Origin of the sequence: Streptomyces sp. SBT349, assembly GCF_001083795.1 — a bacterium.
In the GTDB taxonomy this organism is placed as follows: Bacteria; Actinomycetota; Actinomycetes; order Streptomycetales; family Streptomycetaceae; genus Streptomyces.
Genome location: NZ_LAVK01000020.1, coordinates 26,803 through 42,642, shown reverse-complemented (window position 1 = coordinate 42,642; position 15,840 = coordinate 26,803). Strand labels below are relative to the sequence as shown.

The following is a 15,840-nucleotide window of genomic DNA, read 5'->3' as shown; positions in this document are numbered from 1 at the left end:
GATACCGGCCCCGGCTCCCGCACCCTCGGAGCCGCATGGACACCCCCCGTTCCCCGGACCGGACGAGCCGCCGTTCCGAGACACAAGGAGATCCCGTTTTGTCCAGAACCCGTAGACGCAACCGGAGCCTTCCGGCGCTGGCGGCGAGCACCCTGCTGCTGGTCGCCGGCGCGGCGCTGCCCGGGGACGCCAGCACCGCCGCCGAGGCGTGCGAGCCCCGGCAGTTCTTCGTCTCCCCGGACGGCAGCGACCGGGCCGAGGGCGACAAGGACGACGCCTGGCAGACGATCGAGCACGCCCGCGACCACCTGCGCGAGGAGGGCCTGACCCGGCGGATGCGCTGCGACATCGTGGTGAACCTGCGGGCCGGCGACTACCAGGTGGACCAGGCCCTGGAGTTCGACGAGAACGACTCGGGAACGCGCGGCCACCAGGTCGTCTACCGCAGCTACGACGGCCCCGGCGAGGCGCGTGTCGTCGGCGCCGAGCGGGTCACCGACTGGGAGGAGTACCAGGACGGCATCTACCGCGCCGAGGTCGGCACGGACAACCCGTTCCACACTCTCTTCGAGGACGGCCGGCGGGCCACCACCGCCCGTTACCCCAACCGCGCCACGGACGAGGAGTGGGCGCCCTACCTGTTCTCCGTGCTGAAGGAGCCGGAAAAGGAGGCCGTGCACCAGTGGTTGTACTCCAACCCCGGTGAGTGGGACCCGACCTGGGACCTCGACGACGCCGAGGTCTTCATCTGGTCGGGCGGCAGCTGGAGCTGGTTCACGGACACCGTGCCGATCCAGAACCCCTCCTGGGACGACAACCAGCTGACCATGGAGCACTGGACGCGCTACGCGCTGATCAACAGCCGGAGCGGATCACGGTACTTCCTCCAGAACTCCCTGGACTTCCTGGACCAGGCCGGCGAGTACTACCTCGACTACGACGCGGGCCAGCTCTACTACAAGCCGCGCGGCGACATCGAGGACGCCGAGATCATGGCGCCGGTCGCGGACACGCTCATCGAGCTGGCGGGCAGCAGCCCCGAGCACCGCGTGGAGAACATCACCTTCGACGGACTCGCCCTCCAGTACAGCGACTTCGTCGACTGGTACCGCTTCGGCTGGATCAGCGAGGGCGACTCCGGCTACGCCCACGAGTACCCGGAGTACGACCGGCAGATCGAGATGCCCCGCAACCGCTTCGGCGCGGTGACGGTCACCAACAGCCGGGACATCACCCTGTCGCGGATGCGCATCTCCGACACGGGCTACCACGCCGTCTACGCCCTCTTCGCCAACGAGGGACTGACCGTCGAGAGCAGCCTGCTGGAGAACATCGGCGCCGACGGCATCAAGGTCGAGGGCCCCTACCCGGGCGAGGGCGACACCTCCTACGGCCACCTGTTCACCAACAACTACATCACCCACTACGGCGAGTTGGTGCCCGGGGACGCCTCCGGCGTGGAGCTGATGAACACCGGCCGGAACGTGGTCAGCCACAGCCTGATCGAGCACAGCGCCCGCTACGGGGTGAGCCTGGAGGTGCGCCCCGAGGTCGCCGCCGAGGACAACTACGCCCGCGACAACGTCTTCGAGTACCTGCGCATCGAGGAAGTCGGGCTGGACAGCGGCGACATGGGCGCCTTCTACACCTACGGCGTCGACAACGCCGAGCCGCACCCGATCGACAACCACGTGCGGCAGGTCGTCATCGGCGACGTCATCCCGGACGACTCGATGCCCGACAGCGGCACCCGCGGCGTGCACATGGACGCCGGCGGCTGCGGATTCAGCTTCGCCGACATCGAGGTCGGCGAGGTCACCGACGACAAGTACCAGAGCTACCAGTGCAACACGGTGGAGAACGCCAACTGGCAGGAGGGCTTCGACACCTCGCGGATGGAGTACGACCGGATCGGCGTCGACGACTCCTTCCCCTACCCGGTGCCCGAGGCGACGGACTGACGGCCGCCTGAACGGGCCGGAACGGCCACCGGCCCACCGCGGGCGGACGACGAACATCGGGACATCGGGATATCGGGATATCGGGATATCGGGACAACGGGACAACGGAGGGAAGCACCATGGGAATTCTGGACGGCTACCGGGTGGTCGACCTGTCGGTCACCAGGGCCGGGCCGCGGACGGCCAGGCGCCTGGGCGACCTCGGCGCCGACGTGGTCACGGTGGAGCAGCGGCCGGACCACGCCGGGGAGGGCCGGGCGCGGGCCACCGGACCCGCCGCGGCCCTTCCCCCGCCCGCCCGCGACGGACTGTCCCTCACGGTGAACCTCGCCACCGCCCGGGGGCGGTCGGTGGTGCTCGCCCTGGCCCGCGACGCGGACGTCCTCCTCCAGGACTACCCGCCCGGTGTGGCCGAGCGGCTCGGCGTGGACCACACGACGATCCGCCGGGCCAACCCCGGCCTCGTCTATGTCGCGGTCTGCGAACGGGGCGCCACCGGGCCGCAGGCCGACGAGACGCTCGCCGCCGACTCGGCCATGGAGGGGACGCTGGGCGCCCTGCTGCACCGGGAGCGCACCGGCGAGGGCCGGCTCGTCTCGGTGACCGCCGGGCACCCGGCGCGAGCGGCGGGGGCGCCCGGCCACACCCGGGTCCGCGCCCCGCGGCGGGTGTTCGCCACCAAGGACGGCCATCTCGCCCTGGCCATGCCGCCGCTCGACCCGCTCGGCGACGCCCTCGACCTGCCCGAACTGGGCGGCCGGGAGGCCAAGGGCCACAACTGCCGGGAGGAGATCACCGCGCTGGTCCGGCTGCGGCTGCCGCGCCGCACCACCGCCGAGTGGCTGGAGACGTTCGCGCGGCACGGCGTCGAGGCCGCGCCCGCCTCCCCTGACCCCGGGAACGGCACCGCCCCGCGGGCCCGGCGCGAAGGCTCCCGGGCGGGCCCCGGCGGACCCGGGCACCGGATGTGGCCGCTGCTCGCCGAGGACTCCCTCGGCGTCCGCGGGGAGGCGTCATGACGGCCCCGGCGATGGCGCCGCCCACGGCGGTCGGCGAACTGCGCGGCCTCACGTGGGACCACCCGCGCGGCTACGGCCCGCTGGAGGAGCTGAGCCGGATCGATGCCTCGGTGCCGCCCGGATGCGAGACGGTCGGCCGCCCGCTGCGCTGGGACCGGCAGCCGCTGTCCGGGTTCGAGTCGACGCCGATCGCCGCGCTGGCCGCCGACTACGACCTCCTCGTCGTCGACCACTCCGGGCTCGGCGGCGCGGTCGAGGCGGGCTGCCTCGTGGCGATGGAGGTGCTCTTCGGCCCCACCGAGCTGGCGGCCTGGCGCGAGCGCAGCGTCGGCCCCAGCTTCGACAGCTACGTCCTGGACGACCGCACCTGGGCGCTGCCGCTGGACGCCGCCGCCCAGGTCGCCGCCGTCCGCCCGGACCTGATGGGGGAGCGGGACCTGCCCCGCACCTGGGAAGAGGTGTGCGCGCTGCCACGCGAGGTGCCGGTCACCCTCTGCCTGGGCGGGCCGCACGCCTTCCTCACCTTCCTCTCGCTCTGCCTGGCCCAGGGCGGGGAGCCCGCCCGGGACGGGGAGGAGGACAGCCCGTTCCCGCGCGAACAGGGGCTCGCCGCCCTGGAGACCATGGCGGTGCTCGCCGCCAGGACCCCGCCGGGGCTGGGCTCCGCCGACCCGGTCGCCGTGCTGCGGGCGATGGCCGCCGGGCAGGGACCGGGGTACTGCCCGCTGGTGCACGGCTATGTGACCTACACGCGCTCGGGCCCCTACCCGCTGGCGTTCTCCGCCCCGCCCGCCTGGCTGCCCGGCGACCCCCCGGGCAGCGTGCTCGGCGGCACCGGGCTCGCGGTCTCCAGCCGGCGGACGGGCGACGCCGCCGCGCGCTCCGCGGTCCGCGACCACCTCCGGCGGCTGCTCGCCGACCCGGTGCAGCGCGGGCTGTTCCCCGTCACCGGCGGACAGCCCGCCGCCCGGTCGGCCTGGACCGACCCCTGGACCAACGACCAGTGGGGCGGCTTCTACCGCTCCACCCTCGCCACCGTGGAGCGCGCCTGGGTGCGCCCGCGCTGGCCCGGCTACCCCTCGTTCCAGCAGGCCGCCTCGGAGCTGCTGCGCGAGGGGCTGGCCGAGGGCCGACCGCACCGGGCGCTGCTGGACGAGCTCGACGCCCGCCACCGTGCGGGAAGACGCCGATGACCACGGACCCGGCGCCGCCGACCGCCGTCGACCGCGCCGTCCCCGAGACACGACCGGAGCCGACCCATGCCTGAGTTCTCCCGACGCCATGTCCTGGCCACCGCCGGAGCCGGCGCTGCGGCCACCGCCCTGTCCGCCCGGACCGCCGGGGCCGCCGAGCACGCCCCCGACGGGGCGACACCCGGGGGAGCGCCCGGGGCCGGCGGACACGGCCCCAACCCCCTGCGGCTGTGGTACACCGCCCCGGCCGGGGAGTGGCTCCAGGCGCTCCCCGTCGGCAACGGCCGCCTCGGCGCCATGGTCTTCGGCGGCACCGGCACCGAACGCCTGCAACTCAACGAGGACAGCCTGTGGGCCGGCGGCCCGCACGACTACGCCCGGCCCGACGCCGGGGAGTACCTGGAGGAGATCCGCCGCCTGGTGGTGGAGGAGAAGTGGCACCAGGCGCAGGTCCTCGCCGACGCCCACTTCCTCGGCACCCCCTCCGAGCAGGCGGCATACCAGGTGCTCGGCGACCTCGAACTCGCCCTCGCCGGGGCCGGCGAGGTCGGCGACTACGAGCGCGAGCTCGACCTGGAGACCGCCATCACCCGCGTCCGCTACACCCGCGGCGGCGTGCGCCACACCCGGGAGGTCTTCGCCAGCGCCCCCGACCAGGTCCTCGTCGCGCGGCTGACCGCGGACGCCCCGGGGGCCGTCGGCTTCACGGCCCGGTTCACCACCCCCCAGCGGGCCACCGGCTCGGCCGTCGACGCGAGCACGATCGCGCTGGACGGGATCAGCGGGGACTGGTTCGGACTCCCCGGCTCGGTGCGTTTCCGCGCCGTCGCCCGCGCGGTCGCCGAGGGCGGGCGGGTGAGCACCGGCGCCGAAGGTGCCCTGACCGTGGCGGAGTCCGACGCGGTCACCCTGGTCATCTCCCTGGCCACCAGCTACCGCAGCTACCTGGACGTCGGCGCCGACCCGGTCGCCCGCGCCCGCCGCCACCTGGAGCCGGCCGCGGGGAAGCCCTACGCCCGGCTGCGGGAACGCCATGTGGCCGACCACCGGCGGCTGTTCACCCGCGTCGACATCGATCTGGGCACCTCCGACCGCGTGACCCTGCCCACGGACGAGCGGATCGGGCTCTTCGCGGACGGCGGCGACCCGCAACTCGCCGCGCTGTACTTCCAGTACGGCCGCTACCTGCTGGCCTCCTGCTCCCGCGCCCCCGGCCAGCCCGCCAACCTCCAGGGCCTGTGGAACGACAGCATGAACCCGGCCTGGGAGTCCAAGTACACCGTCAACATCAACTTCGAGATGAACTACTGGCCGGCCGGGCCCGCGAACCTCGCCGAGTGCTGGGACCCGGCGGTGGACATGATCCACGAGCTGGCCGAGTCCGGCGCGCGCACCGCCAGGGCGCTCTACGACGCCCCCGGCTGGGTGCTCCACCACAACACCGACGGCTGGCGCGGCACCGCGCCCGTGGACTACGCCCAGTACGGCATGTGGCCCACCGGCGGCGCCTGGGTCAGCCTGATGCTGTGGGACCACTACCTCTTCACCGGGGACACCGGATCCCTCGCCCGCAATTTCCCGGTGATGAGGGGCGCGGTGCGGTTCTTCCTCGACACCCTGGTCGAGGACGCGCGGACCGGCTGGCTGGTCACCAACCCCTCGCACTCGCCGGAGGTCACCCACCACCAGGACGAGGGCGAGAGCGTCAGCATCTGCGCCGGGCCGACCATGGACATGCAACTGCTGCGTGACCTCTTCGACGCGTTCCGGCAGGCCAGCGACGTGCTCGACCGGGACCGCGGCCTCGCCGAGCGGGTCGGCGAGGTCCGCGGCCGGCTGGCGCCGATGCAGATCGGCTACCTCGGCCAGCTCCAGGAGTGGCTGGTGGACTGGGAGGAGGCCGCGCTCGTCAAGAACCGGCACGTCTCCCACCTGTACGGGGTGTTCCCCAGCGCGCAGATCACCCCCCGGGGCACCCCCGAGCTCGCCGCCGCCGCCGTGAAGACCCTGGAGCTGCGCGGCGCCGCCGGCACGGGGTGGTCGCTCGCCTGGAAGATCAACATGTGGGCGCGGCTGCTGGACCCCGTGCGCGCCTACGAGCGGCTCACCGAGCTGCTCACCCCGGCCCGCACCGCGCCCAACCTCTTCGACCTGCACCCGCCGTTCCAGATCGACGGCAACTTCGGCGGCGTGTCGGGGATCACCGAGATGCTGATGCAGAGCCACGCGGGCGAGGTGGAGCTGCTCCCCGCCCTCCCCGCCGCCTGGCCCGCCGGCTCCTTCCGCGGGCTGGTGGCGCGCGGCGGCTTCGAGATCGACCTGGAGTGGGCCTCGTCCGGCGTGACGCGGGCCGTCGTGCGCTCCCGGCTGGGCAACCCCGTCCGCGTCCGCACGCCGGGGCGTGTGGACGTCACGGGTGCCGAGCCCGACCGGCCGGAGGACCACGTGGTCGCCTTCGGCACCCGGCCCGGGGGCACGTACGTGCTCCACCCGGCGTAGCGAAGGCCCCGGGCCGTCCCCACCGAAAGAGGAGTGACGAACGTGACCGACACCAACGGAAGGGCCGCACGGCACATGACCTTCGGACGGCGTGCCTTCGTGACCGCGGCCGGCACCCTGGTGGGCTCCGCCGCTTTCGGCGGCGTGGCCCGCGGCGCGGTGCCCCGCGGGGAGGCGGACGCCGGCGGCGCGGACGCCGCCGCAGCGGACGTGCCCGCGTTCCCCGGCGCCCAGGGCGGCGGCCGGCATGCCACCGGAGGCCGCGGGGGCTCGGTGTACGAGGTGACCACCCTCGCCGACTCCGGGCCCGGCTCGCTGCGCGAGGCGGTCTCCGCGGGCGATCGCACCGTGGTCTTCCGGGTCTCCGGGACGATCCACCTGGAGGGCGGCCTGGACATCACCGGGTCCAACCTCACCATCGCCGGGCAGACCGCCCCCGGCGGCGGCATCTGCGTCGCGGGCAACGAGACGGAGATCAAGGCGGACAACGTCATCCTGCGCCACCTGCGCTTCCGGGGCACCGACGCCCTCGGCACCCCCATCGACACCTTCAAGATGGAGGGGCGCCGGGACGTCGTGATCGACCACTGCTCCTTCAGCTGGGGCGTGGACGAGACCTGTTCCACCTACGGGAACCGCAACGTCACCGTGCAGTGGTGCATCGTCGCCGAGGGGCTCACGATGTCCGCGCACGAGAAGGGCCGGCACGGCTACGGCGGGCTGTGGGGCGGCGACAACGTCACGTTCCACCACAACCTGCTGATCCACAACGGCGGCCGCAACCCCCGCTTCAGCTTCGTCGAGGACGTGGACCTGCGGGCCGACCTGCGCAACAACGTGGTCTACAACTACGGCTACACCTCGTGCTACGGCGGGGAGTGGGCCGTCGGCGTCAACATCGCCGACAACTACTACAAGCCCGGCCCCGACACCCTCGCCGAGATCGCCCCCGTCCTCGTCGCCCCCGGGCGTGGCGGCGCCTGGCACGTCGCCGGCAACGTCATCGAGGGGCATCCCGACATCACCGCGGACAACGCGCTCGGCGTGGACATCCCCGTCGGCGGGGTCACGCTGCTGGACGAGCCCGTCGCCTTCCCCGACGAGATCGAGCGGCAGACCCCGCAGGAGGCGTACGCGGCGGTGCTCGACGGCGCGGGCGCGACCCTGCCGCGCCGCGACGCCGTGGACGCCCGGCTCGTCGCGGACGTGCGCGCCGGGACGGGCCGGATGATCAACTCCCAGACGGAGGTGGGGGGACTGGTCACCCTGGCTGCGGTGCCCCCGCCCGCCGACCGGGACCACGACGGGATCCCCGACGACCGGGAGCGGGCGCACGGCCTGGACCCGCGGGACCCGGCCGACGCGGCGACGGTCGACCCGGCCACCGGCTACACCCACCTGGAGCTCTACCTCAACTCACTGGGCCCCGCCGGCGCACCCAACCCGGCCGCCTCGATCACCTCCCCGGCGGCGCACACGGTCCTCACGACGGAGTCCGGCAGCCACGAGGTGGTGATCGCGGCCGAGGCGACGGCGCACGAGGGCGCCGGCATCGCGCGGGTGGAGTTCTGGGCCGGCGCGGAGAAGCTCGGCGAGAGCACCGCCGCCCCGTACCGGCTGACGTGGCCGGACGCGCCGGAGGGCACGCACTACCTGACGGTCCTGGCCACCGACGGCACCGGCACCGCCACCACCTCCAGCGGGGTGCCGGTGCACGTCAACCGCGTCACCGACCTGGGGCCCTGGACGGCCGTGGACATCGGCGACGTGCCCATCCCGGGCGCGGCGGCGCTGGTCGACGGGGAGTTCACGGTGCGCGGCTCCGGCCGCATCCGTGGCCGGCGGGACTCCTTCCACTACGTCTACCAGCCGATCGAGGCCCCGGACGACGAGGTGGTGGAGATCATCGCCCGGGTCGACTCCGTGAGCCCCGTCTACGCGGACGTGCTGGGCGGCATCATGATCCGGGAGAACCTCACCGAGGACTCCGCCTTCTGCCTGATGGGCGTCGCCGTCTCGGCGGACGGGCTGGTCGGCGTCTGCAAGCGCATCGCCTCGACCGGCGAGGAGATGAGCGTGGGCACCTACCCCTGGGAGGAGGGCGAGGTCCTTCAGGACCAGCCCTACTGGCTGCGGGTGACCCTGCGCGGCGACGAGTTCACCGCGGAGATCTCACCCGACTCCCTCCAGTGGACCCGCGTGGGCTACGAGCGGATCTCCATCGGCCCCGACCTCTACGCGGGGCTCGTGGTGGACGCCAACAAGGAGGCGAACCTGACCGCCAACTACACGACGGCCACGTTCAGCCAGGTGCGGATCAACCGCTGAGCAGCGGCACCCAGATCCGCATCGCGCCGTCGCCGCGGTTGTCCCACTGGAAGTAGGGCACCGCGGTGACGGCCGTCGGCCGCCTGAGGTCAGCCGCATGCGGCCCGCCGTGCCTGCGGTACGGCAGCCCCGCCTCGTGCTCGCCCGTGACGGCCACCGCCTCGGCCCGCAGCACCACGGTGCGTCCGGCCCCGTCGAGGTCCTCGCGCGCGTGCTCCGTGAACGTGACGCCGGGCGGCAGCGCCAGGTCGTCCACCTCGGTGCCCGCCTCCTGGTCGACCTGCTCGAAGCAGTAGACCAGCGGCCCGCGCTCGACCGCCACGCACCCGCGGACGGCGTCCACCCGCGGGTGCGGCACGGTCAGCCTGGGCGCCACGTCCAGGTGGAGCGTGACCGTGTCGCCGGGGCGCCAGAGGCGGCGCAGCACGGCGTAGCCCCGCTCGTCGCGTTCGACGGGGCGGCGCTCGCCGTTCACCTCCAGCGAGGTCCGCGCGCTCCACGGGGGTATCCGCAGGGCGAGCGCCCACGGCTCGGGGGGCGCCTGCGTGACGGTGACCGCGACGCCGCCCTCCCAGGGGTAGCCGGTCTCCACGCGCAGCCCGAGGCCGCCGCCGGCCAGCGGGCAGGACAGCTCCAGGGGCGCGAACTGGTGGAGGTGGAGGGCGGGTTGACCGGCGTCCTGGGAGACCGTCACCGCGTAGTGTTCGAGCGAGCCGACCAGGCGCGTGACGGCCGGCGGGCAGCAGGCCGAGAAGAACCACTCGTCGCGGCAGCGCGGATCGCCGACCGCCTCCGCGTGGTCCGCCCGGCGTTGCAGCGGGTTGCCCTTGTAGTACCGCCGGCCGTCGGCGGAACGAGCCGCGCCGAAGGCGTTGTACAGCGTGCGCTCGATCAAGTCGGCGTACCGGGCCTCCCCGGTGGCCAGCAGCAGCCGCCAGCTCCACTGGACGCTCGCGGCCGACGCGCAGGTCTCGTTGTAGGCCAGGTCGGGCGGGAGTTCGTAGCGCTCCCCGAAGACCTCGCCCACCTGCCGCGAGCCGAGCCCGCCGGTCAGCGCCGTCCTCGTGGCCGCCATGTCCGCCCAGCGGGCGGCGGAGGCCGCGAGCAGCGCCGCGTCGCCCGTCTCCGCCGCGACGTCGACGACCCCCGCCTCCAGGTAGAGGCCGCGCACCGCGTGCCCGGTCAGCGTCGGTGCCTCGCGCACCGGCAGGTGGTCCTGCCGGTGGGCCGAGCCGTGCTTGTGCCGGCCGACCAGGCCGTGGCCCCGGCGATCGACGAACGCGGAGGCCAGCTCCAGGTACCGCCGTTCGCCCGTCACCCGGTACAGCTCCACCAGCGCGGTCTCCGCCTCCGGGTGGCCGTCCAGCCCGGGCCCCGGGCCGGGGAGGAAGGTGTCGGCCAGGAGGTCGGCGAAGCGCCGGGCCACCGCCAGCAGCCGCCCGTCCGGGTCCGCGCCGGCGCGGTGCGCGGCCACCGCCGCCTGCATCAGGTGCCCCGCGCAGTACGTCTCGTGGCTGTCCACCAGCCGGGTCCAGCGCCCGTCCGGCTGGGCCACCTGGTAGTGGGAGTCGAGGTAGCCGCCCTCCTCCTGAGCCCGTTCCAGCAGGCCCGCGGTGCGCGCGAGGAAGTCCGACAGGGCGGCGTCCGGGCCGTGGCCCAGCTCCCAGGCGGCCGATTCGAGGATCTTGTGGACGTCCGAGTCCATGTACACCGGGCCGCGGTACTCGCCCTCCGCCTCGCCCGCGGCGATCCGCAGGTTGCGCAGGTTGCCGGCCTTCTCCAGCCACTCCAGCGCCAGCGGCAGGCTCACCTCGCGGTTGACCCGCTGCCAGCGCAGCCAGGGACCGCCGGTCAGCCGCAGGTGGGACGGCCTCGGCGGCCGGTGGGTCGTCAGGGCGGTGGGGGAGGGGAGAGCGGGTCCGTCCATGGGGCGTTCACTCCATCCTGGGTCGGGCGAGGAAGGCGATGGTCTGGTCGCGCACCCGGAGGATGTGCGCCTCCAGCAGCTCCCGGGCGCCGAGCCGGTCACCACTCTCCAGCGCGTCCACGATCGCGCGGTGCTCGGAGACGGCGGCGTTCAGGCGGGAGGCGGTGATGGGGGCCTCCATGCCGGTGCGCGTGACGTGGATGCTCAGGTGCAGGTCGTCGTGAAGGTCCAGCATCATGGGCAGGCCGCCCAGCTCGACCAGGGCGCGGTGGAAGGCGCCGTCGTTCTCCCGGAACTCGATGTACCGCTCCGGGTCGCGCAGCGACAGCCGGGACAACTCCTCGGCCTCGTCGACCAGTTCACGCAGCCGCGCGGGAGGCTCCCGGTCGGTGCGCTCCGCGAAGAGCCGCAGGCTGTGCGACTCCAGCATCAGCCTCAGCTCGAAGAGCTCGTAGATGCTGGAGAGCGAGGGGATCGCCACCGTGAAGCCGGCGGTGGCGTCGTACGCCAGCAGGCCCCGCTCGTACAGGCGTCCCACCGCGCTGCGGACGGGGGTGCGGCTCATGCCGAGCCGCCGGGCGAACTCGCGCACCGGCACGGGCTGGCCCGGGGCGGGCCGCTCCTTCGTCAGCCACTCCACCAGGGCCCTGCGCGCGTGGTTCTCCAGGCTCTCGGCGGCGGGCGCCGCGGACGAGGCCGCCGACCCCTGCTGGGCCGATGTCGTTCTCGGTGAGATCATGCCGCCTCCCTGGCGCTCCACGACGGGGTGTCCGGGCGCTCGGCCCGGCCCCCTCCGGCTGGGGCTCATGGTATGCCGCTGGTCGATCGGTCGTCTGCCCCGCTCCTGTCCCGCCGCCGAGCAGAATCCGGTGGCACGAGGGTTGACGCTATATTACCCGCCCTGCACACTCATGGCATACCGCTGACATGCCTCTGGGGTGCCTATGCCGTTCCGGAATCTTCATGGCGTCATCGCCCCTGTCATCCTGCCCATGAGCCCGGACGGGGCGGTCGACACCCGCTCGCTGGAATGCCACCTGCGGCACCTGTTCGACTCCGGTGTCCACGGGCTCTGGATGAACGGCACCACCGGCGAGTTCCACGCCCTGGACGCGGGTGAGCGCGCCGTCGCCGTCCGGGTCGCGGCCGGGGCCGCCGCGGGCCGCGCGCCCGTGGTGGCCCACGTGGGCGACACCGCGACCCGGCTCACCGTCCGCCACGCGCGGGCCGCGGTGGAGGCCGGCGCGGACCAGGTCTCCGTCATCGCGCCCTACTTCGCCGAGTTCACCCGCGAGGAGCATCGCGACCACTACCGCCGGGTCGCCGAGGCCGTCGGCTTCCCGATCCTCGCCTACCACATGCCGCGGCTGACCAAGCTCGCGCTGACGGCGGACTGCGTGGTGTCGCTGGCCCGGGAGGGGGTGCTCGCCGGCATCAAGGACAGCGACGGCGACATGGCCTGGTTCCGGCGGCTGGTGCGCCGCGCCGCCGCTGCCGGCTCGCCGCTGCGGTGCTTCACCGGCGGCAGCGCCGTGAGCGACATCTCCCTGTTCGTGGGCGCCTCCGGGGTCACCTCCTCGCTGGCCAACCTGACCCCCCGGCACCTCGTGGCCCTGTACGACGCCGCGCGGGCCGGCGACTGGGAGCGGGCCCGGCTGATGCAGGACCAGCTCGACGACCTCCTGGAGGCGATGCGCCTGGCACGCCGGGCGCCGACCCTCTCCACGGCCGTCAGCACCTACAAGTTCGTCCTCGCCGAACTCGGCCACATCGACGCCGACCACGCCGCGGAGCCCTTGGCGCTCCTCGACGCCGAGGAGCGGCGGCGCCTCTCCTCGACGGTGGTGCCGATGGTCCGTGAGCTGGAGTCGGCGGTTCCCGCGAAGGAGCGTGGAGATGACACCTGAACGGATATCAGGCCGGGCCCTGCACAGACGGGACCTGCTGCGCGGCGGTGTCGGGCTGTTCGTGGTCGCCACCGCGTCCGGCTGCGGCTTCTTCGACACCGATCCCGCGGGCGAGGACAGCAGCTCCGGGCCGAAGGGGAAGGAGGCGCCCTCGCTGCGCGAGCGGGTCGAGCGCGGCGAGCTGCCCCCGGTGGAGGAACGCCTGCCCGCCAGCCCGCTGGTCGTCCAGCCGCTGGAGCGGACCGGCGTCTACGGCGGCACCTGGCACTCGGCGATGCTCACCCAGGAGGACCTGCCCTGGCTGCGCCGCACCCTCGGCTACGAGCCGCTGGTGCGCTGGGCGCCGCACTGGGAGGGGTCGGCCGCCACCGAGATCCTGCCGAACGTCTGCGAGGGCTTCGAGGTGGTCGACGGCGGCCGGGAGTACGTCTTCACCCTGCGCCGGGGCCTGAGGTGGTCCGACGGCGAGCCCGTCACCGCGGACGACTTCGACTTCGCCTTCAACGACTACAACGTCTACCCCGAGCTCCACCCGGACTCGATCTACGAGCTGTGGCTCTCCCGCTCCGGGCAGCCGGCGCGCTTCGAGAAGGTGGACGAGCACACCGTGCGCTACGTCTACGAGGAGCCCAAGGCGGGCTTCCTGGAGCAGATCGCCGGCACCTCGGGCGCGGTGATGTGCCTGCCCAAGCACTACCTGAAGCAGATCCACGCCAAGTACAACGAGAACGCGGAGCGCGTGGCCCAGGACGCCGGGTTCAACCGGTGGGTCGACTACATCGCGGTCCAGGTCGAGCCGTGGTCGAACCCCGAACTCCCCACGCTCAACGGCTGGCTGGCGAGGAACCAGGTCGGCGAGGGCTCCTCCGTGGTCGCCGAGCGCAATCCGTACTACTGGAAGGTCGATCCCGACGGCAGCCAGCTGCCCTACATCGACAAGATGGTGTGCGAGGTGGTGGAGGACGTCGAGGTCGAGGTGCTCAAGGTCTCCAACGGCGACCTGGACATGCAGCTTTACCACTTCGGCACCATCCGCAACAAGCCGGTGATCGCCGACAGCCAGGACGAGGGCGGCTACGAGCTGGTCGACCTCGTCCCCGAGACGGTCAACACGATGATCATCGGCTTCAACCGGACCCACCCCGACGCGGGTCTGCGCGCGATCCTCGCCGACAAGGACGTCCGGATCGGCCTGTCCCACGCGATCGACCGGCAGAAGATCATCGACACCATCTACGGGGGGCAGGGCCAGCCCTGGCAGTGCGCGCCCATCCCCGGCAGCGACCTGCACGACGCGGAGCTCGGCGAGCAGTACACGGCCTACGACGTGGACCTGGCGAACGAGTACCTGGACCGGGCCGGCTTCACCGAGCGCGACGGCGGCGGCATCCGGCGGCGCGCGGACGGCGGGTCCCTCTCGTTGAACGTGCTCGTGGTCTCCGACTACGCCGACCAGGTCGACGCGCTGGACCTGATCCGCTCCGACTGGCGGGAGGTGGGCGTCGAGGTGACCATCCAGCGGATGGCCGAGACGCTCTACTGGGAACGGGTCGAGGCGGGCGAGTCCGAGCTGGCCACCTGGACCGGCGGCCCGTTCGACATCCGCACCGGCGCCGGCGGCAACCACTACTACCTGCCCTCCAACCCGCGCGGCTCCTCGCGTTTCGCCTCCGAGTGGGCCAAGTGGTACACCCGCTCGGGCCGCGACGGCTCGGAGCCGCCCGAGCGGGTCAGGCGGCAGCTGGAGCTCTTCGACGAGATGCGCCTGACCTTCGACCCGGAGGAGGCGACCAGCCTCGCCCGGCAGATCCTGGAGATCACGAAGGAAGAGTTCTACTACATCGGGATCTCCACCCCGCCGACCGAGTACGGGGTAGTGAAGACGAGCTTCCACAACGTGCCGGACTCCTTCACCGGCGCCGTGGCCTACCAGGCCCCCGGCCCGACCAACCCCGAGCAGTACTTCATCTCCGACGAGGCGTGACGGAGGCGGGGAGAGAACATGCTGACGTTCCTCGTCCGGCGCCTGCTGCTGATGGTCGTGACCCTGTTCGCGATCTCGCTGGTCTCCTTCTTCGTCGTCAGCCTGCCACCCGGCGACTACGTCTCCACGCTGGAGGCGCAGGCCGAGGCGCGGGGCGAGCTGATGAGCGACGGCGAACTGGCGGCGCTCCGGGCGAGATACGGACTCGACCAGCCCTTCTTCGCCCAGTACTGGAAGTGGATCACCAACATCGTCCTGCACGGTGACTTCGGCCAGGCCTTCGCCTGGAACGGCAGACCGGTCTCCGACCTGATCTGGGACCGGGTCGGCCTGTCGTTCTTCCTGTCGGTCAGCACCCTGCTGTTCGTGTGGGCGATCGCCTTCCCGATCGGCATCCTCTCCGCGGTGCGCCAGTACTCGGCAGGGGACTACCTCGCCACGTTCTTCGGCTTCGTCGGCATGGCCGTCCCCGAGTTCATGCTCGCCCTGCTCTTCATGTACGTGGGGATGCGGTACTTCGGCCAGAGTCCGGGGGGACTGTTCTCACCGGAGTACCAGGACGCGGCGTGGAACCTGGGCAAGCTGCTCGACCTGGCCTCCCACATGTGGCTGCCGGTGCTCATCATCGGCATGTCCGGGACGGCCGGACTGATCAGGATCACGCGGGCGAACCTGCTGGACGAGCTGTACAAGCCCTACGTGGTCGCCGCCCGCGCCAAGGGCCTGCCCGAGTGGAAGCTGCTGCTGAAGTACCCCGTGCGGATGTCGCTCAGCCCGTTCTTCAGCACCGTGGGCTGGCTGCTGCCCGGCCTGATCAGCGGCGAGACGATCATCTCGATCGTCATGAGCCTGCCCACGACGGGACCACTGCTGCTCGGCGGGGTGGAGAACCAGGACATGTACCTGGTGGGCAGCTTCGTGCTGATCCTCAGCACCCTCACCGTCGTCGGCACGCTCATCAGCGACCTGATGCTGGCCTGGTGGGACCCCCGCATCCGGTACCGCTACGAGGGGAAGTGAGC

At 72.8% G+C, this 15,840-nt stretch carries 10 protein-coding genes; 8 read left to right on the top strand and 2 right to left on the bottom strand.

All coding sequences use genetic code 11. The features are described 5' to 3' along the window. Positions 1-98 precede the first annotated feature (98 nt). The 5 genes from ADY01_RS04540 to ADY01_RS04520 all read left to right on the top strand — a co-directional run bounded on the left by ADY01_RS04540 (position 99) and on the right by ADY01_RS04520 (position 9,000). Complete coding sequence (locus tag ADY01_RS04540) at positions 99-1,961, top strand: right-handed parallel beta-helix repeat-containing protein (protein ID WP_234320057.1); 1,863 nt, start codon at positions 99-101, stop codon at positions 1,959-1,961. A gap of 119 nt (positions 1,962-2,080) precedes the next feature. Further along, positions 2,081-2,980, top strand: a complete 900-nt coding sequence (locus ADY01_RS04535; protein ID WP_049565754.1) for a CoA transferase — start codon at positions 2,081-2,083, stop codon at positions 2,978-2,980. Further along, entirely contained in the window at positions 2,977-4,173 is a 1,197-nt protein-coding gene (locus ADY01_RS04530) for a hypothetical protein (protein ID WP_049565751.1), read from the top strand. Before ADY01_RS04535 ends, ADY01_RS04530 begins: the two co-directional genes overlap by 4 nt. Positions 4,174-4,239: 66 nt before the next feature. Continuing rightward, positions 4,240-6,672 (top strand): glycosyl hydrolase family 95 catalytic domain-containing protein, encoded by a 2,433-nt coding sequence (locus ADY01_RS04525; RefSeq protein ID WP_049565748.1) that lies wholly within the window; start codon positions 4,240-4,242, stop codon positions 6,670-6,672. Positions 6,673-6,714: 42 nt separating this feature from the next. Beyond that, complete coding sequence (locus ADY01_RS04520; RefSeq protein WP_049565744.1) at positions 6,715-9,000, top strand: Ig-like domain-containing protein; 2,286 nt, start codon at positions 6,715-6,717, stop codon at positions 8,998-9,000. On the opposite strand, the gene ADY01_RS04515 is transcribed toward ADY01_RS04520, so the two are convergent. Then, on the bottom strand, positions 8,990-10,927 hold the full coding sequence (locus ADY01_RS04515; protein WP_063784111.1) for a glycoside hydrolase family 127 protein: 1,938 nt from the start codon (positions 10,925-10,927) through the stop codon (positions 8,990-8,992). The two genes, ADY01_RS04520 and ADY01_RS04515, sit on opposite strands and share 11 nt — an antisense overlap. 7 nt (positions 10,928-10,934) lie before the next feature. Then, positions 10,935-11,666, bottom strand: coding sequence for a GntR family transcriptional regulator (locus ADY01_RS04510; protein ID WP_049565740.1), 732 nt, complete (start codon positions 11,664-11,666; stop codon positions 10,935-10,937). Positions 11,667-11,871: 205 nt separating this feature from the next. Here ADY01_RS04510 and ADY01_RS04505 point away from each other — a divergent pair, with 205 nt between their 5' ends. From ADY01_RS04505 to ADY01_RS04495, 3 genes are read left to right on the top strand one after another with little or no spacing between them, the layout of a single operon-like run. Then, complete coding sequence (locus ADY01_RS04505) at positions 11,872-12,834, top strand: dihydrodipicolinate synthase family protein (RefSeq protein WP_078899990.1); 963 nt, start codon at positions 11,872-11,874, stop codon at positions 12,832-12,834. Further along, on the top strand, positions 12,824-14,818 hold the full coding sequence (locus ADY01_RS04500; RefSeq protein ID WP_049565732.1) for an ABC transporter substrate-binding protein: 1,995 nt from the start codon (positions 12,824-12,826) through the stop codon (positions 14,816-14,818). The genes ADY01_RS04505 and ADY01_RS04500 overlap by 11 nt, the downstream gene beginning before the upstream one ends. Positions 14,819-14,836: 18 nt before the next feature. Beyond that, entirely contained in the window at positions 14,837-15,838 is a 1,002-nt protein-coding gene (locus ADY01_RS04495; RefSeq protein ID WP_049565727.1) for an ABC transporter permease, read from the top strand. Positions 15,839-15,840: the final 2 nt, after the last annotated feature.